Origin of the sequence: Kitasatospora sp. NPDC051164, from assembly GCF_044455625.1 — a bacterium.
GTDB lineage: Bacteria > Actinomycetota > Actinomycetes > Streptomycetales > Streptomycetaceae > Kitasatospora.
Map to the genome: position 1 here is coordinate 219,300 of NZ_JBITFB010000015.1, position 20,539 is coordinate 239,838.

16 protein-coding genes and 1 tRNA gene are annotated in these 20,539 nt (G+C 69.8%); all 17 read right to left on the reverse strand.

Features of this window, described 5'->3' with window-relative positions:
- Positions 1 to 87 precede the first annotated feature (87 nt).
- Positions 88 to 705, reverse strand: coding sequence for a hypothetical protein (locus ACIBEC_RS23640; protein ID WP_360494933.1), 618 nt, complete (start codon positions 703 to 705; stop codon positions 88 to 90).
- Between the two features lie 148 nt (positions 706 to 853).
- Positions 854 to 1,534, reverse strand: coding sequence for a response regulator transcription factor (locus ACIBEC_RS23645; protein ID WP_360494930.1), 681 nt, complete (start codon positions 1,532 to 1,534; stop codon positions 854 to 856).
- Positions 1,531 to 2,718, reverse strand: a complete 1,188-nt coding sequence (locus ACIBEC_RS23650) for a sensor histidine kinase (protein WP_360494927.1) — start codon at positions 2,716 to 2,718, stop codon at positions 1,531 to 1,533. The genes ACIBEC_RS23645 and ACIBEC_RS23650 overlap by 4 nt, the downstream gene beginning before the upstream one ends.
- 82 nt (positions 2,719 to 2,800) lie before the next feature.
- On the reverse strand, positions 2,801 to 3,475 hold the full coding sequence (locus ACIBEC_RS23655; protein ID WP_360494924.1) for a DUF4097 family beta strand repeat-containing protein: 675 nt from the start codon (positions 3,473 to 3,475) through the stop codon (positions 2,801 to 2,803).
- A 172-nt stretch (positions 3,476 to 3,647) separates the two neighbouring features.
- Positions 3,648 to 3,721, reverse strand: a tRNA-Met gene (locus tag ACIBEC_RS23660).
- A 196-nt stretch (positions 3,722 to 3,917) separates the two neighbouring features.
- Positions 3,918 to 7,811 (reverse strand): DNA-directed RNA polymerase subunit beta', encoded by a 3,894-nt coding sequence (locus ACIBEC_RS23665; protein ID WP_360494921.1) that lies wholly within the window; start codon positions 7,809 to 7,811, stop codon positions 3,918 to 3,920.
- Positions 7,812 to 7,909: 98 nt separating this feature from the next.
- On the reverse strand, positions 7,910 to 11,386 hold the full coding sequence (rpoB, locus tag ACIBEC_RS23670) for a DNA-directed RNA polymerase subunit beta (protein ID WP_360494918.1): 3,477 nt from the start codon (positions 11,384 to 11,386) through the stop codon (positions 7,910 to 7,912).
- 696 nt (positions 11,387 to 12,082) lie between these two features.
- Complete coding sequence (gene rplL / locus ACIBEC_RS23675; RefSeq protein ID WP_360494915.1) at positions 12,083 to 12,466, reverse strand: 50S ribosomal protein L7/L12; 384 nt, start codon at positions 12,464 to 12,466, stop codon at positions 12,083 to 12,085.
- 88 nt (positions 12,467 to 12,554) lie between these two features.
- The gene (rplJ, locus tag ACIBEC_RS23680; protein WP_045693068.1) at positions 12,555 to 13,118 is read right to left on the reverse strand and encodes a 50S ribosomal protein L10; all 564 of its coding nucleotides are present in this window, start codon (positions 13,116 to 13,118) and stop codon (positions 12,555 to 12,557) included.
- 345 nt (positions 13,119 to 13,463) lie between these two features.
- Positions 13,464 to 14,342: a hypothetical protein gene (locus ACIBEC_RS23685; RefSeq protein ID WP_360494912.1), complete on the reverse strand. Its 879-nt coding sequence runs from the start codon at positions 14,340 to 14,342 to the stop codon at positions 13,464 to 13,466.
- A gap of 185 nt (positions 14,343 to 14,527) precedes the next feature.
- A complete protein-coding gene (locus ACIBEC_RS23690; protein ID WP_360494909.1) occupies positions 14,528 to 15,466 on the reverse strand; it encodes a hypothetical protein in 939 nt (312 codons plus the stop codon).
- A gap of 100 nt (positions 15,467 to 15,566) precedes the next feature.
- Positions 15,567 to 16,406, reverse strand: coding sequence for a hypothetical protein (locus tag ACIBEC_RS23695; RefSeq protein WP_360494906.1), 840 nt, complete (start codon positions 16,404 to 16,406; stop codon positions 15,567 to 15,569).
- Between the two features lie 123 nt (positions 16,407 to 16,529).
- On the reverse strand, positions 16,530 to 17,312 hold the full coding sequence (locus ACIBEC_RS23700; protein ID WP_360494903.1) for a hypothetical protein: 783 nt from the start codon (positions 17,310 to 17,312) through the stop codon (positions 16,530 to 16,532).
- Positions 17,313 to 17,548: 236 nt separating this feature from the next.
- The gene (gene rplA / locus ACIBEC_RS23705; RefSeq protein WP_360494901.1) at positions 17,549 to 18,271 is read right to left on the reverse strand and encodes a 50S ribosomal protein L1; all 723 of its coding nucleotides are present in this window, start codon (positions 18,269 to 18,271) and stop codon (positions 17,549 to 17,551) included.
- Positions 18,272 to 18,347: 76 nt separating this feature from the next.
- The gene (gene rplK, locus ACIBEC_RS23710; protein WP_360494898.1) at positions 18,348 to 18,782 is read right to left on the reverse strand and encodes a 50S ribosomal protein L11; all 435 of its coding nucleotides are present in this window, start codon (positions 18,780 to 18,782) and stop codon (positions 18,348 to 18,350) included.
- A gap of 165 nt (positions 18,783 to 18,947) precedes the next feature.
- Positions 18,948 to 19,868, reverse strand: coding sequence for a transcription termination/antitermination protein NusG (nusG, locus tag ACIBEC_RS23715; RefSeq protein ID WP_360494895.1), 921 nt, complete (start codon positions 19,866 to 19,868; stop codon positions 18,948 to 18,950).
- Positions 19,869 to 20,077: 209 nt separating this feature from the next.
- Positions 20,078 to 20,437 carry a preprotein translocase subunit SecE gene (gene secE, locus ACIBEC_RS23720; protein WP_360494892.1) on the reverse strand — a complete coding sequence of 120 codons (360 nt, stop codon included), beginning with the start codon at positions 20,435 to 20,437 and terminating at the stop codon, positions 20,078 to 20,080.
- Between the last annotated feature and the right edge of the window lie 102 nt (positions 20,438 to 20,539).

Below are 20,539 nucleotides of genomic sequence, written 5' to 3' on the forward strand. Positions count from 1 at the left end.
GGACCGGACGGTACGGCCACCGGCCCGGGCACGGCCACCGAAATTCCGGGTGCTCCGCGCCGTGAGCCGACGGGCGGCGCGCGGGGGTCAGACCAGCACCGGCCGCGGCGCGACGGCCGGACGGACGAGCGGGGCCAGCGCCACCAGGTAGCAGGCGGCGGCGAGCGGGATGAAGGCCAGGTCGGCCCCCGAAGCGAGCGTGCCGAGCAGCACCAGCACCGGGCTCCACCAGCGCAGCGCCCGGGAGCGGCCGGCCGCGGCGGCGGTCAGCAGCGCCAGCAGGCCGACGTAGAAGAGCAGCGGGCCGACCTGGTAGACGGCCGGCAGCACACCCGGGACGTCCTGCACCCGGCCGAAGAGCCGCGACTGCTCGCCCTTGTCCGCCGCCGCGAGGCCGACGACCAGGTCGATCCCGATCTGCACCAGCGAGCAGAGCAGCCCCGCGAAGGCCGCCCCCAGCGCTGTCCCGGCCGCGATCCGCCCGGCCGTGCCGCGTGGGGCGAGCTGTCGGCGCAGGGCGAGGAAGACCGGGGCGAACAGCAGCAGCCCGGCCAGCATCGCGGTGTGACCGGCCGTCCAGCCGAGGCCCGGCTCGCGGGAGCCCGGGACCAGGCGGATGCCGCCGTAGAGCGCCATCAGGGCGGGGGCGCCGACGACGGCGTACGGGGTGAGGCGGGTGAGGCGGGTGGCGTGAGTGGCGTTCATCTGACGATCTCTCCAGCGGTGTGGTCCGTTTCCGACACCCCAGAGCCTCCCGGCCCAGGCCCTCGTCCCGGATCGCCCGCACCGGCGAACTCCCCGCCTCCCCCGCACGAGGGAGGCACCCCGGCCGAGCCCGCCGCGGCGGAGCCCGTCAGGACTCCCCCACCACCACCGCCCCTGCCTCGTAGGCGAACACCACCGCGTGCACCCGGTCCCGCAGCCCGAGCTTGCTCAGCACATTGCTGACATGCGTCTTCACCGTGTGCTCGCTGACCACCAGCTCGGCCGCGATCTCGGCGTTGGACAGCCCGCGCGCGATCAGCCGCAGCGTCTCCTGCTCGCGCAGGGTCAGCTGCTCCAGCAGCTTGGAGGGCGGCCGCACCGCCCGTTCCGGCGCCCCCGGCCGGCGGGCGGCGAACTCGCCGATCAGCCGCCTGGTCACCGAGGGCGCGAGCAGCGCCTCCCCCGAGGCGACCATCCGCACCCCGTGCGCCAGGTCGTCCCGCCGGACGTCCTTGAGCAGGAAGCCGCTGGCGCCCGCGTACAGCGCGTCGAAGACGTAGTCGTCGATGTCGAAGGTGGTCAGCATGATCACCTTGGTGGACGGGAACTCGGCGCACACCCGGCGGGCAGCCTCCAGCCCGTCCATCACCGGCATCCGGACGTCCAGCAGCAGCACGTCCGGGCCGTGCTCACGCACCGCCTCGACGGCCTCGGCGCCGTCGGCCGCCTCGGCCACCACCTCGATGTCCGGCTGCGCGTCCAGGATCATCCCGAACCCGGCCCGCACCAGCTCCTGGTCGTCCGCGACGACCACCCGAATCGGCGTCATCCGCCCACCCCCTCCACCGTTCCGCCCGCCCCCAGCGGCAGCCGGGCGCTCACCAGGAAACCCCTGCCCTCCGGCCCCGGACCGGCCTCGGCCCGCCCGCCGCAGGCCGCCGCCCGCTCCCGGATGCCGACCAGCCCGCGCCCGCCGGACCAGCCGACCACCGTACGGCCGGCCGTCGGCGGCACCCCGCGGCCGTTGTCGGAGACCACGACCTCCAGCACGTCCCCGGCCCGCCGCACCCGGATCGCGGCCCGGTCGGCCCCGGCGTGCTTGACCGTGTTGGTCAGCGCCTCCTGCACGATCCGGTAGGCCGCGGCCTGCACGTCGGCGGGCGCCGTGCGCAGCCCGTCGGCCAGTTCGAGCTCCACCGCCAGCCCGGCCTGGCGCACCCGCTCGGCCACGTCGGCGAGTTCGGCCAGCCGGGGCTGCGGCGCCAGCTCCGGGCCGACCCCTTCCTCCTTCAACACCCCGAGCACGCGACGCAGTTGGACCATCGCGTCGCGCCCCGCGTCGGCGATGGTGTCGAACGCGCGGATCGCCCGGTCCGGGTTGCTGCGCACCACCACCGGCCCGGCCTCGGCCTGGATCACCATCAGCGAGACCGCGTGCGCCAGGATGTCGTGCATCTCCCGGGCGATCCTGGCCCGTTCCTGCGCCACCGCCCGGCCGGCCTCGCTGGCCGCCCGCTCACCGGCCTCCCGGGCACGTTCCGCCTGCACCCGGGCCAGCTCCCGCTGGGCGCGCACCAGCGAGCCGAACACGAACGAGCCGACGGAGGTGATCAGGCTGAACAGCGCGCCGTTGGGCGAGTGGGTGCCGATCACGTTGCCGACCACCGTCGCCGCCAGCACCGTCCAGCGCGCCCGGTCCGAGCACCGCTCGGCGACCGTGTAGAGGCCGATCACCCCGGCCAGCGGGACCTGCGGGTTCGCCGAGTGCGCCAGCAGCGACAGCGCGACGAAGGCCACACTGCTCGCCGCCAGCGCGGTCAGCGGCGCCCGGCGCCGCCAGGGCAGCGGCAGCGCGGTGGACACGGCCACCAGGTAGACCCACCACGGCCAGGCCGTGTCGTCGTTGTAGACCGCCCAGATCGAGATCCCGGCCGACACCACCGCCAGCAGCGAGTCCTGCACGTACGGACTCAGCCCGGCCGGCCGGTTCAGCCGGCCCGAAGCACGCTCCACCCCGGCACCTCCCCCGTAACCGGGGACACCGCCCCCGCGGAGAAGATCATGCCCTACCGGCAGTACCTCCGGAACGGCCCGGTCAGGCACCGCTGACCGTCACACCGCCGGTCTCCGCCCGCGCGGTGATGGTGCGCGCCGCTCCCGGCTGCGAGGGGATGCTCACGTCCACCCCGCCGACCGACGCCTTCGCGTCCACCGCGTACGCCTCCCCGCCCGGCACCTGCACCCGCACCCCGCCGTTCGAGGTCTTCGCCTCCACCTTCGACGGCGCGGCGGCGAAGTCGGCCCGCACCCCGCCGTTCACCGCGGTCAGCTTCACCTGCGGGGAGGTCAGCCCGCTGGCCTCGACCCCGCCGTTCTTCACGTCGGCCTCCGCCTCGCCGGCCAGCCCGTTCAGCTTGATGCCGCCGTTGGTCTCCTTCACCCGCACCTTGGTCCCGGCCGGCACGTGCACGGTGTACCCGATGCCGCAGTGGTCGCAGTCGTACGTCAGCCGGAGCACGCCGTCCTTCACCTCGTGCGTGCTCTTCGGCGCGTCCCCCCTGTAGTTCTGGTTCTCGACCACGTGCACGGTGTCACCGGCGCCGGTCACCACCACGCCGCCGTTCTCCCCCTCGACCACCAGCTCCCTGACCGGCTCGGCCACCCCGTACTCGACCGTCCGGTGCTCCTGGTCGTCCCCGATCGGCAGGCAGCCCGACATCCCGACCAGCACCCCCGCCGTGATCGCCACCGCGCCCAGTACCCGCTTCATCCCCGGCCCCCTTCGAAAGCCCCGTCATCCGACACCGAGAAGCCTTCCGCACCCGACCGTTCCCACGCCTCCCTCCCCGGAGCGGTTCCCCCGTCTCCCCCGCACGGGCGAGGAGCTCCTCCGGGAATGCCGAAGGGCCCGGAGGCAAATGCCTCCGGGCCCTTCGAACGAGTAGCGGGGACAGGATTTGAACCTGCGACCTCTGGGTTATGAGCCCAGCGAGCTACCGAGCTGCTCCACCCCGCGTCGGTAAACACGACCTTACGCGACTTCGACCAAAAGACCTAATCGCTTTCCCTCCGGGGCCCTGGCCGCCCCCGCCGGCCTCGGCCAGGGCCCCGGAAACCCCGCAGGGGCCCGGGGAAACGCCGCAGAGGCCCGGAAACGCCGCAGGGCGGCCACCCCGTGAGGGGTGACCGCCCTGCGATCAGTGACGCGCGACTCAGCCGGTGTACGGGCCGTAGTCGTAGTCGTCCAGCGGAACCGCCTGGCCGGAGCCGGCGCCGAAGGGCGACAGGTCGTAGTCGTCGTAGCCGACGGCCGAGTACATCGCGGCCTTGGCCTCCTCGGTCGGCTCGACCCGGATGTTGCGGTAGCGGGGCAGACCCGTACCGGCCGGGATGAGCTTACCGAGGATGACGTTCTCCTTGAGGCCCAGCAGCGGGTCCGACTTGGCGTGGATCGCCGCGTCGGTGAGCACCCGGGTCGTCTCCTGGAAGGAGGCGGCCGACAGCCAGGACTCGGTGGCCAGCGAGGCCTTGGTGATACCCATCAGCTGCGGACGGCCGGAGGCGGGGTGACCGCCCTCGGCGACCACGCGACGGTTCTCGGTCTCGAAGCGGCCGCGCTCGACGAGCTCGCCCGGGAGCAGCTCGGCGTCGCCCGACTCGATGATCGTCACGCGGCGGAGCATCTGCCGGATGATGATCTCGATGTGCTTGTCGTGGATCGACACACCCTGCGAGTTGTAGACCTTCTGGACCTCGGCGACCAGGTGGATCTGGACGGCCCGCTGGCCCATGATGCGCAGCACGTCGTGCGGGTTGGTGGCACCCATGGTCAGCTTCTGGCCGACCTCGACCGCCTCGCCCTCGCTGACGAGCAGCTTCACACGCTTGGAGACCGGGTAGGCGATCTCCTCGCTGCCGTCGTCCGGCGTGATGACCAGCTTGCGGGTCTTCTCGGTGTCCTCGATGCGGACCCGGCCCTGCGCCTCCGAGATCGGGGCCACACCCTTGGGGGTACGGGCCTCGAAGAGCTCGACGACACGCGGCAGACCCTGGGTGATGTCGTCACCGGCCACACCACCGGTGTGGAAGGTACGCATCGTCAGCTGGGTACCGGGCTCACCGATGGACTGGGCGGCGATGATGCCGACCGCCTCACCGATGTCGACCAGCTTGCCGGTGGCCAGCGAGCGCCCATAGCACATGGCGCAGGTGCCGACGGCCGACTCACAGGTCAGGATCGAGCGGGTCTTGACCTCGCCGATGCCGTGGCGGATCAGCTCGTCGATCAGCACGTCACCGAGGTCGGTGTTGGCGGTGGCAAGGAGCTTGCCGTCCACCGTGATGTCCTCGGCGAGCATGCGGGCGTAGACGCTGGTCTCGACGTCGTCGGCCTTGCGCAGCACGCCGTCGGCGCCCACGGAACCGATCGACAGCTTGAGGCCGCGCTCGGTGCCGCAGTCCTCCTCGCGAATGATGACGTCCTGGGAGACGTCGACCAGACGACGGGTGAGGTAGCCGGAGTCGGCGGTACGCAGAGCGGTGTCGGCCAGACCCTTACGGGCACCGTGGGTCGAGATGAAGTACTCGAGAACGGTGAGGCCCTCACGGAACGACGCCTTGATGGGACGGGGGATCGTCTCGTTCTTGGCGTTGGACACCAGACCACGCATACCGGCGATCTGGCGCATCTGCATCATGTTTCCACGAGCACCCGAGTCGACCATCATGAAGATGGGGTTGGTCTTCGGGAAGTTCGCGTTCATGGCCTCGGCAACCTCGTTGGTCGCCTGGGTCCAGATGCCGATGAGCTCCTGCTTGCGCTCGTCGTTGGTGATCAGGCCGCGCTCGTACTGACGCTGGACCTTCTCGGCCTTGGCCTCGTAGCCCTCGAGGATCTGGGGCTTGCTCGGCGGGACGACGACGTCGGAGATCGAGACGGTGACACCCGAGCGGGTGGCCCAGTGGAAGCCGGCCGCCTTCAGGTTGTCCAGGGTCGCCGCGACGACGACCTTGGGGTAGCGCTCCGCCAGGTCGTTGACGATCGCGGAGAGCTGCTTCTTGCCCACCTCGTAGTCGACGAACGGGTAGTCCTCGGGCAGCAGCTCGTTGAAGAGCGCGCGGCCCAGGGTGGTCTGCAGGCGGAAGGACTCGCCCTCGAACCAGCCCGGCTGACCGTCCTCGTCGATCGGCGGGGTCCAGCCACGGGGCGGGACGGTGCCCATCGGCAGACGGACGTCGATGACGGCCTGGACGTCCAGCTCCTTGGCGTCGAACGCCATGACGGCCTCGGCGGTGGAGGAGAAGGAACGGCCACCGCCCTTCACCTCCTCGCGGTCCGAGGTGAGGAAGAACAGACCGAGCACCATGTCCTGGGTCGGCATGGTGACGGGGCGACCGTCGGCCGGCTTCAGGATGTTGTTCGAGGACAGCATCAGGATGCGGGCCTCGGCCTGCGCCTCCGCGGAGAGCGGCAGGTGGACGGCCATCTGGTCACCGTCGAAGTCCGCGTTGAACGCGGTGCAGACGAGCGGGTGGATCTGGATGGCCTTGCCCTCGACCAGCTGCGGCTCGAAGGCCTGGATGCCGAGGCGGTGCAGGGTGGGCGCACGGTTCAGCAGGACCGGGTGCTCGGCGATGACCTCTTCGAGGACGTCCCACACGACCGGACGGGCGCGCTCGACCATGCGCTTGGCCGACTTGATGTTCTGCGCGTGGTTCAGGTCGACCAGGCGCTTCATCACGAACGGCTTGAAGAGCTCCAGCGCCATGGCCTTCGGCAGACCGCACTGGTGCAGCTTGAGCTGCGGGCCGACGACGATGACCGAACGGGCCGAGTAGTCGACTCGCTTGCCGAGCAGGTTCTGACGGAAACGACCCTGCTTGCCCTTCAGCATGTCGCTGAGGGACTTCAGCGGGCGGTTGCCCGGGCCGGTGACCGGACGGCCGCGACGGCCGTTGTCGAACAGCGCGTCGACGGCCTCCTGGAGCATGCGCTTCTCGTTGTTCACGATGATCTCGGGGGCACCGAGGTCGAGAAGCCGCTTCAGGCGGTTGTTGCGGTTGATGACGCGGCGGTACAGGTCGTTCAGGTCGGAGGTCGCGAAGCGGCCACCGTCCAGCTGCACCATCGGACGCAGGTCCGGCGGGATGACCGGGACGCAGTCCAGCACCATGCCGTTGGGCTTGTTGGTGGTCTGCAGGAACGCGGAGACGACCTTGAGGCGCTTCAGCGCACGGGTCTTCTTCTGGCCCTTGCCGGTGCGGATGATCTCGCGCAGGCGCTCGGACTCCTCCGCCAGGTCGAAGGTCTCGAGGCGGTCCTTGAGGGCCGCCGCGCCCATCGAGCCGGAGAAGTAGGTGCCGAAGCGGTCGCGCAGCTCGCGGTAGAGCAGCTCGTCGCCCTCGAGGTCCTGGACCTTGAGGTTCTTGAAGCGGGCCCACACCTCGTCGAGGCGGTCGAGCTCGCGCTGCGCGCGGTCGCGCAGCTGCTTCATCTCGCGCTCGGCGCTCTCGCGCACCTTGCGGCGCACGTCGGCCTTGGCGCCCTCGGCCTCCAGCTCGGCCAGGTCGGTCTCGGCCTTCTTGGCGCGGGCCTCGAGGTCGGAGTCGCGGCGGTTCTCGATCTGCTGACGCTCGACCGAGACGTGCGCCTCCAGGGACGGCAGGTCGCGCTGGCGGCGCTCGTCGTCGACCCAGGTGATCATGTAGGCGGCGAAGTAGATGACCTTCTCGAGGTCCTTCGGCGCCAGGTCCAGCAGGTAGCCCAGGCGGGACGGGACACCCTTGAAGTACCAGATGTGGGTGACCGGGGCGGCCAGCTCGATGTGGCCCATCCGCTCGCGACGCACCTTGGCGCGGGTCACCTCGACGCCGCAGCGCTCGCAGATGATGCCCTTGAAGCGGACGCGCTTGTACTTACCGCAGTAGCACTCCCAGTCCCGGGTGGGGCCGAAGATCTTCTCGCAGAAGAGCCCGTCCTTTTCCGGCTTCAGGGTGCGGTAGTTGATGGTCTCCGGCTTCTTGACCTCGCCGTGCGACCACTGGCGGATGTCGTCGGCGGTGGCCAGGCCGATGCGGAGCTCGTCGAAGAAGTTGACGTCAAGCACTGGTCGTCAAGCCCTCTTTCGTAAGTCGAGAGTCGTTCATGTGGTCTGAGGGGGGCCTGGGGGCGGGCCGGCTGCGCGGGCAGCCGGCCCAACCTCCGTCAGACCTCTTCGACGCTGCTCGGCTCGCGCCGGGACAGGTCAATGCCGAGCTCTTCGGCGGCGCGGAACACGTCCTCGTCGGAGTCCCGCATCTCGATGGACTGGCCGTCCGAGGACAGCACCTCCACGTTGAGGCAGAGCGACTGCATTTCCTTGATGAGGACCTTGAAGGACTCGGGAATGCCGGGCTCGGGGATGTTCTCGCCCTTGACGATGGCCTCGTAGACCTTCACGCGGCCGAGGACGTCGTCGGACTTGATGGTGAGGAGCTCCTGCAGCGCGTAGGCCGCGCCGTACGCCTCGAGGGCCCACACCTCCATCTCACCGAAGCGCTGACCACCGAACTGCGCCTTACCACCGAGCGGCTGCTGGGTGATCATCGAGTACGGGCCGGTCGAGCGGGCGTGCAGCTTGTCGTCGACCAGGTGGTGCAGCTTGAGGATGTACATGTAGCCGACCGAGACCGGCATCGGGAACGGCTCGCCGGAGCGGCCGTCGAACAGCCGGGCCTTGCCGGTGGAGTTCACCAGGCGCTCACCGTCACGGGTGAGGGTGGTGTTGTCCAGCAGGCCGGTGATCTCGTCCTCGCGGGCGCCGTCGAAGACCGGGGTGGCGAGGTTGGTGCCGCCCTGGACGGTGTCGGCGCCGATCGCCTGCAGGCGCTGGGCCCACTCGTCGGCGAGGCCGGAGACGTCCCAGCCCTGCTTGGCGAGCCACCCGAGGTGAATCTCCAGGACCTGCCCGGGGTTCATTCGGGACGGGACACCCAGCGGGTTGAGGATGATGTCGACCGGGGTGCCGTCCTCCAGGAACGGCATGTCCTCGACCGGCAGGATCTTGGAGATGACACCCTTGTTGCCGTGACGGCCGGCGAGCTTGTCACCGTTGGTGATCTTGCGCTTCTGGGCCACGTAGACGCGGACCAGCTGGTTCACGCCCGGGGGCAGCTCGTCGCCCTCTTCACGGTCGAAGACGCGGACGCCGATGACCTTGCCGGACTCACCGTGCGGCACCTTCAGCGAGGTGTCGCGGACCTCACGGGCCTTCTCACCGAAGATCGCGCGGAGCAGGCGCTCCTCCGGGGTCAGCTCGGTCTCGCCCTTCGGGGTGACCTTGCCGACGAGGATGTCGCCGGTGACGACGTCGGCGCCGATGCGGATGATGCCGCGCTCGTCGAGGTCGGCGAGGACCTCCTCGGAGACGTTCGGGATGTCCCGGGTGATCTCCTCGGGGCCCAGCTTGGTGTCACGGGCGTCGACCTCGTGCTCCTCGATGTGGATCGAGGAGAGGACGTCGTCCTGCACGAGGCGCTGCGACAGGATGATCGCGTCCTCGTAGTTGTGACCCTCCCAGGACATGAACGCCACGAGGAGGTTCTTGCCGAGGGCCATCTCGCCCTCGTCGGTGCAGGGGCCGTCGGCCAGCACCTGGTTGACCTCGACGCGGGCGCCCTCGTCCACGAGCACCTTCTGGTTGAAGGCGGTGCCCTGGTTGGAGCGGGTGAACTTGGCGGCGCGGTACGTGGTGTACGTGCCGTCGTCGTTGGCCACGGTGACGTAGTCGGCCGAGACCTCCTGGACGACACCGGCCTTCTCGGCGGTGATGACGTCCGCGGCGTCGACGGCGCAGCGGTACTCCATGCCGGTACCGACCAGCGGAGCCTCGCTCTTCAGCAGCGGCACCGCCTGGCGCATCATGTTCGAGCCCATGAGCGCGCGGTTGGCGTCGTCGTGCTCGAGGAACGGGATCATGGCGGTCGCAACCGACACCATCTGGCGCGGCGAGACGTCCATGTAGTCGATCTCGGTGCCGGGGATGTAGTCGATCTCGCCGCCACGGCGGCGGACCAGGACACGCGGCTCGGCGAAGGTCAGCTCCGCCGTCAGCGGGGCGTTGGCCTGCGCGATGACGTAGCGGTCCTCCTCGTCGGCCGTGAGGTAGTCGACCTGCTCGGTGACGACACCCTCGATGACCTTGCGGTACGGGGTCTCGATGAAGCCGAAGGCGTTGACCCGGCCGTACGAGGCCAGCGACCCGATCAGACCGATGTTCGGGCCTTCGGGGGTCTCGATCGGACACATGCGGCCGTAGTGCGAGGGGTGCACGTCACGGACCTCGAAGCCGGCGCGCTCACGGGAGAGACCGCCGGGGCCGAGCGCGGACAGACGACGCTTGTGGGTCAGGCCCGACAGCGGGTTCGTCTGGTCCATGAACTGCGACAGCTGGCTGGTGCCGAAGAACTCCTTGATGGAGGCGACGACCGGCCGGATGTTGATCAGGGTCTGCGGCGTGATCGCCTCGACGTCCTGGGTGGTCATGCGCTCGCGCACGACACGCTCCATACGGGCGAGACCCGTACGGACCTGGTTCTGGATGAGCTCGCCGACGTTGCGCAGGCGGCGGTTGCCGAAGTGGTCGATGTCGTCGACCTCGACCACGATGTCGCGGCCCTCGCCGTCACGCCACTCGGTCTCGCCCGCGTGCAGCTTCACCAGGTACTTGATCGCACCGATGATGTCGGGCTCGGTGAGCACGCCGGAGTCCAGCGACTCGGCGTTGCCCAGCTTGCGGTTGACCTTGTAACGGCCGACCTTCGCGAGGTCGTAGCGCTTCGGGTTGAAGTACAGGTTCTCCAGAAGCGTCTGCGCGGCCTCGCGCGTCGGCGGCTCGCCCGGACGCAGCTTGCGGTAGATGTCCAGGAGCGCGTCGTCCTGGCCCTGGGTGTGGTCCTTCTCCAGGGTGTTGCGCATCGACTCGTACTCGCCGAACTCCTCGAGAATCATCTCGTTGGTCCAGCCGAGGGCCTTCAGCAGCACGGTGACGGACTGCTTGCGCTTGCGGTCGATGCGGACGCCGACCATGTCGCGCTTGTCGATCTCCATCTCCAGCCAGGCACCACGCGAGGGGATGACCTTGCAGGAGTAGATGTCCTTGTCGGAGACCTTGTCCAGGGTGGAGTCGAAGTACACACCCGGGGAACGGACCAGCTGCGACACGACGACACGCTCGGTGCCGTTGATCACGAACGTGCCCTTGTGGGTCATGAGCGGGAAGTCGCCCATGAAGACCGTCTGAGACTTGATCTCACCGGTCTCGTTGTTGGTGAACTCGGCCGTGACGAAGAGCGGAGCCGCGAACGTGAAGTCGCGGTCCTTGCACTCGTCAATGGAGTTCTTCGGCGGCTCGAAACGGTGGTCGCGGAAGGTCAGCGACATCGACCCACTGAAGTCCTCGATCGGGGAGATCTCCTCGAAGATCTCCTCCAGACCGGACTTGGTGGGGACGTCCAGACCGTTCTCCAGCGCCTTCTCGACCCTGGACTTCCAGGCCGCGTTGCCGAGCAGCCAGTCAAAGCTCTCGGTCTGCAGGGCCAGGAGGTTCGGGACCTCGAGGGGCTCCTTGATCTTCGCGAACGAGACGCGGAGAGGAGCGGTGGATGCGGCGGAATTGTTCGAGGCGTTGCGCGGCGCGGCCAAGAGGGGGGTCCTTCCGAGGGCTCGGAGCTCACTACGCGCGTACCAGCCGGGCCTAATTGGGCTTGGACCCGCCTCCTCGCCACTGGCCTCCGCCGGGGTCGAAACCCCAGGTCAGAGCCGCTTTGCGGAGGCGATGCCAGACCCCTTCAGGGCAACGCAAACTCCGGGCGACGAGTCACGGAGCAGCTAACAGGCAGCGCAAAGGGACAGTGTAGCCAAAGGCCACACTGCTGTCCAGCTCTGATTCGGAGACCGAATCGGAGACTCCTCCCGGTAGCCGGCGGACGCGAACGCCTGCCGGGTACTGCTCTAACTCACGTGGAGTCATTTCCCGCCGGAGCCACTGGTTATGCATCCAGCAGCGAACCAACCGGGCGGACTCGCGCCTTGAGAATCGCGCGCCGCGCCAGGGTTCGTCAAGGGCCCGCCGACGGGGCGGACCTCGCCCCGTCCATCGGTCCGGCCCCCTCCCGCGTTACAGACGCCGTGGTGGGGGCCGCCCTGACGATGGTGATCACCTTACCGCTCGCCACCGACGGTGCCGAGTGAGCGGTGGGCCACACCGGTGGGCCGCGCCGGCCCGGACGGGAAAGCGGGGCCGGGCACCGCCCGGTACCCCGGGAACGCAAAAAGCCGGGCCGACCACCCGCAAGGGTGATCGGCCCGGCCGTACGCCCCCTCAGAGGGGGCGCATGATCACTTGACGGTGACCTTGGCGCCGGCACCCTCGAGGGCGGCCTTGGCCTTCTCGGCAACGTCCTTGGCAACCTTCTCCAGGACCTTGGCACCAGCGGTGTCAACGAGGTCCTTGGCCTCCTTCAGGCCGAGGGAGGTCAGGGTGCGCACCTCCTTGATGACCTGGATCTTCTTGTCGCCGGCACCGTCGAGGATGACGTCGAACTCGTCCTGCTCCTCAGCGGCCTCGGCGGCCGGGCCGGCAACGCCGGCGGCGGCAACGGCGACCGGAGCGGCAGCGGTGACGTCGAACTTCTCCTCGAAGGCCTTCACGAAGGCAGCGAGCTCGATGAGGGTGAGCTCCTCGAACTGCGCGAGCAGCTCGTCCTGGGTCAGCTTCGCCATGATGGCGTCCTTCCACTAAATCGGCAGGTGGTGCCGTATGTACGGGTTTGGCGGGCACGGGCCCGCAGCGAGGCGTGAGCCTGCCGAACTACTCGGCGGCAGCGTCCTCGGCGGCGGGAGCCGGCGTACCGGCACCGCCCTGCTCGACCTTGTCGCGCAGCGCGTCCACGGTGCGGACGAGCTTCGACGGCAGGGCCTGGAAGAGCGCGGCAGCCTGGGACTGCTTGGCCTTCAGGGCACCCGCCAGCTTGGCGAGCAGCACCTCGCGGGACTCGAGGTCCGCGAGCTTCTTGATCTCATCGGCGGACAGCGCCTTACCGTCAAGGACACCGCCCTTGATGATGAGAGCGGGGTTCTCCTTGGCGAAGTCACGCAGAGCCTTCGCCGACTCCACCGGGTCACCGGTGACGAAGGCAACAGCCGTCGGACCGTTGAACAGGTCGTCGAGCTCCGTGATCCCGACCTCATTGGCCGCGATCTTGGTCAGCGTGTTCTTCACCACGGCGTACTCGGCGTTGTCGCCGAGCGAGCGACGCAGGGTCTTGACCTGCTTCACCGAGAGACCGCGGTACTCGGTCAGCAGCGCCGCGGAGGAGCCACGGAACTTGTCCGTGATCTCGGCAACGGCAGCAGCCTTGTCGGGCCTGGCCATAGGCTTACGCCTCCTTCCGTGATGTCGAAGTCGGGCCGACCGCGAAAGTCGACCTAGGTCGCCGCGGACCGACCGGACGGAAGGAAAGCTCCTGCGAAATGCAAGGAGCCCCGGTGCGCAGGCGCACGGGGCTCGTGACGACCTCGACGGGCGTCCACGCGAGCGCGGTACCCGGAAGTCGAAGCTCCAGACACACCTGCGCGGGCTGCCTGCGACGAATCGCAGATCCTTCGGCCGCCGGCTCCCTGACGGGGCGCGGCGACAACCAGCGGTCTTTGGCTTCGGTAACAGTAACGGCACCGCGCCGTCCGGGGCAAATCGCCCGGACCCCGCCCGTCCCGGGGCTCAGCGGGCCAGTGGGGAGACCATCCGGACGCCGGTGTCCACGGTGTCCGTCTCGGCAGGCGCCTGCGCCGAGAGCAGGGCCCCGGCGAGGTCGGTGTAGAGCACCGAGTCGTCCGCCCGGCCGCTGTCCCCGTTTCCGGTGCGCTGGATCCGGACCAGCTGGTCCTTGTCGTTGAGCCAGAGGTCCAGGGTGAGCGAGAGTGAGCCGCCGGGCGCGAGCGCGGCCCGCAGGCCGTCCCGGCGGGCCTGGGTCAGCTGGGTCTGGGCGGCCGCGTACTTCTCGGCGGTGGTGGTGACCCGGTAGTGCTCGACGGTCGAGTCCTCGTACTTCTCCTCGCCGACGAAGGCGGCGTCCGTCCCGTCGGCGGTGGCCGCGGCCAGCGCCTCGACCGGGTTCAGCAGGTCGATCAGCCCGGCGTAGGGGATCTCCTTGTGGCCGTCCGGGTCCGGCGGGACGGTGAAGCGCTCCCAGTGCCTGCCGCCGTGCCGGGCCGCGGTGGCGGCGTCGCCGCCCTGGTAGGCGACGGTGTCCACGACGATCAGCTGCTCGGCGTCGCCCGGGGTGGAGCGTTTGACCTGCAGTGCCGTCTTGGGCTGCCAGAACAGCGGGCCGGATCCGGCATCCGCGCCGAGCCGGTAGCTGACCTTGGCCCGGCGGGCGGTCTGCATGGCCAGCTGGGCGGAGAGCAGCACCCCGTGCGGCGAGCGGTCGGTCGGCTTGGCCGGCCCGGTCGAGGAGGCGCCGGCCGGCGAGGCGCTGGTCGTGCTCGGGCTGCCGGACGGCGTCGCGCGCGCGTCGTCTCCCCCGCCGCATCCGCTCAGCCCGCTCGCCAGCAGGGCGACGACGGCCACCGCCGCCAACCGCTGCCGTCCCGCCACGTCCGTTCCTTCCTCGCCCGGCCCCCGTCCGACGGCGGCCCTCCTCCGGCCACCATGCCACCCGCCGCAGGCCCGGCCGGTGGCGGCCCCCTCGTCGGGCCGCGCGGCCCGGGCGGATCCACCGGGTCGGCCGAGTCGGGACGCGGAACGGGGAGCCGACGGCGTCGGCTCCCCGTCCGCCCGGGTCAGCTGGTGGCGTCGTCCTTCATGTACTGGTCCAGGTCGCCGAAGTCGATGAAGTCGGCCGGCTCGGACGCGATGACCGGGGTCCCGTAGTCCGAGTACGTCACGGAGACGTTCAGCGGGCCGGCCTTGGTCTCGGACCGCTCGGTCCGCTTGACCACGAGCTGGTCGGCGTCGACCCAGACGTCGACCTGGTCGCTGGTGATGCCGGCCCCGGTCAGCTTCTGCTTGATCTGGTCGAGCTGGTCCGCGGTCACTCCCTGACCACTCGCCTTGGCCATGTCGGCGACGCTGAGCGTGCCCGAGTAGTGGGTGGTGGCCTTGCCGTTCACCGTTTCCGGACCGACCTCCGCGACCTTGCCACTGGCGATCAGCGTCCGGACGCCCTGCACCGGGTCCGCGTTCTGGAGCTGGTCGGTCGAGCCGCCGGTCGCCTTGGCCATGTCGGCCTTGTCGAAGCGCACCCAGTGCGGGCCCCCACCGCTCTGGACCATCTGTCCGCCCAGGCGCATGTACATCGCGTCCTTGGTGTACAGGTACCGCACGCTGGGCCCGCCGGTCACCGGCTCCAGGACCTTGGCCATCGGCGAGCCCGACAGGTCCATCGTCAGGTCGGCTTCGAGGCCGTCGGACCAGCCGACCGCACCCTTGCCCTTGATGGTGACCGCGCCCACCGTGATCACCTCGTCGATCTTCGCCGACTTGGCCGCGCCGGTCTTCTGGGTGACCTGCTCCAGGTAGACCGCCGGCGTCACCTTGGTCGGCTTCGAGGCGGCCTCCGACGAGGCTGCGGACGACGGCGCGGCAGCCTGCGCGCCGGCCGTGGTCGGCGCGGCCGGGGCGGCGTTCCTGCCGTCGCCGTTGCTGTCGTTGCAGGCGGTCGCGGTCAGTGCCACAGCGGCAAGGACGACGGCGACGGCGGTCTTGCGGGTTCCAGCCATGGTTCCCCCCTTGAGAACCCCCGGGCGCGAGGTGCGCCCGGGGCGGTAGCCGGTCGTGCGGGTGGAGCCCCACGGGCTCCGGTTCACCGGCCCGGCCGGATCAGCCGAGCAGCTTGAGCAGGTCGGTCGCGTCGCCGAGGTCGGCGGCGGCGGGCGCCGTGATCGCGGAGGCCTTGCCGAGGTCCGAGTACTTGACGGTGACGGCCTGCTTCTGGCCGTTCGTGTCGCCGTACTCCTGGTACTGGACGAGCTCCTGCTTGCCGTTGAGCCAGAAGTCGAAGGTGAGGGTCTTGCCGTCCTCCTCCAGCGTCTTCTGGACGGCCTTGCGCTGGTCCTCGGGGAGCGCCGACATCCCGGCCACCAGGACGGAGGTGTCCTCGACCGCCCGCAGGTGGGTGGTCTGGACGCCGCCCAGGCTCTCCTGGCCGACCTTGGACAGCTTGCCGCCCTGGGCCGCGACGGTGAGCACGACGACCGGGTTCAGCATCTGGCCCGCTGCCACGAAGCCGTCACCGGCCTCGTTGCCGGCGGGCAGCTTGACCCAGTGCTTGCCGCCCAGGGCCGCGGCCGCGTCGCCGCCGCCGAGGTAGGCGTCCGCCCCGATCACCCGGAAACTGAGCTTCTTGCCCCCCATGTCGCCGGTCAGGTCCGCGGCGGCCTTGGCCGGGTCCTTCCAGTCGGCGTCACCGGAGCCGCCGCCCTTGGCGTCGTCCGGGGCGATCATGGTGACCTTGCCGTTGCCGGCCTTCTGCATGACCAGTGCGGAGGCGGCCAGCGCCGCCTTCGGGTCTCCGGTCAGCGCCGCCGCGATCGGGTCGCCGCCCTTGGCGTCACCGCTCTTGGCGTCGTTGCCGCCCTTGCTGCCACTGCTGCAGGCGGTGACCGCACCGAGCAGGACGGCCGTCGTCGCGACGGCCGAGGCGAGGCGCACAGCGCGCATGGAGTACCCCCGTGAGGTCCGATTCGATCCATGGAAGAGCTGATATTCAGGTCTTCTCAGGACTTTTCCCAGGCGGACTCTAACGGATGGCCCGAGCCGCCACGCACCGGATGTCCCCTCCCGTCAGCCGCCCGCGGTAGGCGTCGCGTCTTCCGTTCCGGAGGAGGGGACATCCGTGGTGGTCACGGTGGTTCCGGCACTGCCCCGCACCGTCTCACGCAGCCTCAGCAGCCGCTCGCCTGGTCCGACCCAGACGTCGAAACCGATCGCCGTCACCCCCTGCTGCCGGTACCAGTCGACCGTCGCGGTCCGCCGCTGCGGGCTCAACTCCTCGTCCTTGCCGAAGAATTCGTCCACCGACACGGAGCCCTGGTAGTGCGCGGCGGTCATTCCGTCCAGTTGCTCGCCACCGAGCGAGCCGAGTGCGACGTGCTGGGCGATCGCGTACGCGCGGCTGCCCGGTCCGGTGATCAGCGCGGTCGTCCAGCCTCCCGCGTAGCCGTCCGGATCAGGGCCGGCCGTCGGGTCCAGCGACTCGGCGCCGGCCCGGTCGGCGTGCTTGGCCGCACCGCCCTGGTACGCGAGGTCGACCGCACCGTTGCGCAGCGCCAGCTGCCCGGTGCCCGCCTCGTCGGTGACAGTCAGCTCGGCCTCGTCCCGGGGGCCCCAGACCAGGGTGCCGCTCGCGGTGCGCCGGCCGGCCGGGCCCTCCCGTACCACCTCGATCCGGGCGCCGCCGGCGTCGTCCAGTGCCTGCGCGGCCGAGAGTACCACCTGCTTGGGCGGCACGGCCGCGGGGGTGCCGGGCCTCCGGGTGTCCGGGGCGGCCAGCAGGCTGCAGCCGGTGCAGGCGCCGAGCAGCAGGAGGGCCGCCACCAGGGCGGCGGAGCGGGGGGCTGTCGGCACGGGACACTCCGTCGGTCACAGGCTCTCCACATGATCTGACCGGCAGAGCGTACGACGTCTCGGGCATTCGTTCCCATCCGAGCCGGTCCCGATCCCGCAACCGTTCCGATCGCGGCCCCGGCTCCCCTAAGACCACAGCCCCGGAACCGACGGCGGCCCCGGAAACGACGACGGGCCCGCACCCCCGGTGAAGGGGGTACGGGCCCGCCGTACGGACTGCTCTAGAGCACTGGGGCTCAGACCGCGGCCGGGTCCTCCTCGGTGAGGAGGTTGCGGGTGCGGTTCGGGTCCACCTGGATGCCGGGGCCCATGGTGGTCGAGAACGCGGTCTTCTTGATGTAGCGGCCCTTGGCGGCGGACGGCTTGGCGCGGAGCACCTCGTCCAGCGCGGCGGCGTAGTTCTCGACCAGCTGCTCGTCGGTGAAGGAGGCCTTACCGATGATGAAGTGCAGGTTCGAGTGCTTGTCGACGCGGAACTCGATCTTGCCGCCCTTGATCTCGTTCACGGCCTTGGCCACGTCCGGGGTCACGGTGCCGGTCTTCGGGTTCGGCATCAGACCACGGGGACCGAGCACGCGGCCGAGGCGGCCGACCTTGCCCATGAGGTCCGGGGTGGCGACGACGGCGTCGAAGTCGAGGCGGCCCTTGGCAACCTCGTCGATGAGCTCGTCGGAACCGACGATGTCGGCACCCGCAGCACGCGCGGCCTCGGCACGCTCGCCGGTCGCGAAGACCAGGACCCGAGCGGTCTTACCGGTGCCGTGCGGGAGGATCACGGTGCTGCGGACCATCTGGTCGGCCTTGCGCGGGTCGACGCCCAGACGCATGGCGACCTCGACGGTGCCGTCGAACTTGGTGGTGCTGGTCGCCTTGGCGAGGCGGACGGCCTCGAGGGGGGCGTAAAGGCGCTCGCGGTCGACCTGGGCGTCCGCGGCCTTCAGGGCCTTGCTGCGCTTCATAGCTGCTCCTGAATGGTGATGGGAGTTGTGGTGTCACGGGCCTGCGCGGGCCCTACCACAAGGGACGAGAAGGGTTTCAGCCCTCGACGGTGATGCCCATCGACCGGGCGGTGCCGGCGATGATCTTCTCCGCGGCGTCCAGGTCGTTGGCGTTCAGGTCGGGCATCTTGGTGGTGGCGATGTCGCGGACCTGGGCGCTGGTGAGCTTCGCGACCTTGGTCTTGTGCGGCTCGCTGGAGCCCTTCTCGACACCCGCGGCCTTCAGGATGAGGCGCGCGGCCGGCGGCGTCTTCGTGATGAAGGTGAAGGAACGGTCCTCGTAGACCGTGATCTCCACCGGCACGATCATGCCGCGCTGCGACTCGGTCGCAGCGTTGTAGGCCTTGCAGAACTCCATGATGTTGACGCCGTGCTGGCCCAGCGCGGGGCCGACCGGCGGCGCCGGGTTGGCCGCACCGGCGTTGATCTGGAGCTTGATAAGCCCCGTGACCTTCTTCTTCTTGGGAGGCATGTCTCTCCGGGTCCTTCCGAGAGGTGATTGCTGGTGCGTGCGGAACCGGGGCGACACCCGGCCGGGAGCACACACATCGAACCAGGCTAACGCGTTCGCGCCGCTGGACCAAAACGGATCCGGGGCAGGGCGCTCGGCCCCACCCCGGATCCGAAGACCGTATGACTAGTTCTTCTGGATCTGGTCGAAGGAGAGCTCGACCGGGGTCTCCCGGCCGAAGATCTCGACCAGGCCCTTGACCTTCTTCGAGTCGGGGTTGATCTCGTTGATGGTCGCCTGCAGGGTCGCGAACGGACCGTCGGTGACGGTGACCGAGTCGCCGACCTCGAAGTCCAGCACCTGGATCTCGCTCGGCTTGATCGGCGAGGGCTTGCCGGCCTCCTTGGCCGCCTGGCGCTCGACGTCCGGGGCGAGCATCTTGACGACCTCGTCCAGGGTCAGCGGGTACGGGTCGTAGGCGTTGCCGACGAAGCCGGTGACACCCGGGGTGTTGCGCACGACGCCCCAGGACTCCGGGGTGAGGTCCATGCGCACCAGGACGTAGCCGGGGAGCTTGTTCTGGCGGATGGTCTTGCGGTCGCCGTTCTTGATCTGGACGACCTCTTCCTGCGGCACCTCGGCCTGGAAGATGTACTCCTCGACGTTCAGCGAGACGGCGCGCTGCTCCAGGTTCTGCTTCACCCGGTTCTCGTAGCCCGCGTAGGTGTGGATCACGTACCACTCGCCCGGCATGAAGCGCAGGTCCTCGCGGAACTTGGCGACCGGGTCGACCTCCTCGGCCTCCTCAGCCTCCTCGGCGGCGGCCTCGTCAGCCTCGACCTCGTCAGCCTCAGCCTCGGCCTCGCCGGCCTCGACCTCGTCGGCGGCGGCCTCGACGTCGCCCTCCACGTGCAGCGCGGCCTCCTCGGCGGGCTCACCGGCCTCGGCCTCGTCGTACGCCTCGACCTCGTCCTCGTCGCTGTCCGCGGCGTCCACGATCTGCTCGGCGGACTCTGCGTCGTCAGCCAGCTCGGCCGCGTCCAGCTCGGCGGCGACATCCGCCTCGCGGACGGTCTCGTCGGCGTCGTACAGGGGGGACTCAGACACGGTGGCTGCTTCTTTCCTGGAGATGGTGAAGGTGGCGCGCTCCGAAACCCGACCCGGCACGCTGCCGCTCGCGCGGGCGCCTGGAGAGGTCTCGGAGACTTCAACAGTACCGAGTCAACGGTAATGGCGCGTACGTCCGCCGCAGACAGCTCGACCCGGGCCGAAGGTCGGCCCGGGTCGGAAAGCTGTTTCGAAGGTGGTCGGCCGCGTCAGCCGAAGATCCAGAGGCTCATCTTGGAGAAGCCGTAGTCCAGGCCGGCCACGAAGGCCATCACGACCACGACGAACACGACCACGACGGTGGTGTAGTTGGTGAGCTCGCTCCGGGTGGGCCAGACGACCTTGCGCAGTTCGGCGATGATCTGGCGGTAGAACAGCCCCATACGGGCGAACAGGCCCTTCTTGGCCCGCTTACCGGACTTCTTGTCGCCGGAGCGGTTGGCCCGCTTGCGGTCGCGGCGCGAGAGCGCCTTCTCCTCGCCCTCGGCAGGCGTGGTCTCGGCAGCGCCGTCGGCACCCTCGGGGTTGCCGCTCTCAGGCGTTGCGGTGGAGCCCGTGGTCTCCGTCACTCGTCCTCACCTGAATCCGGGTCCTGCCGAATCCGTCGCCGCGCACCCGATGGAGCGCGACCGGCCGGCTTAGCGGTGCTGATCGGTGCCATCTCCGCATCA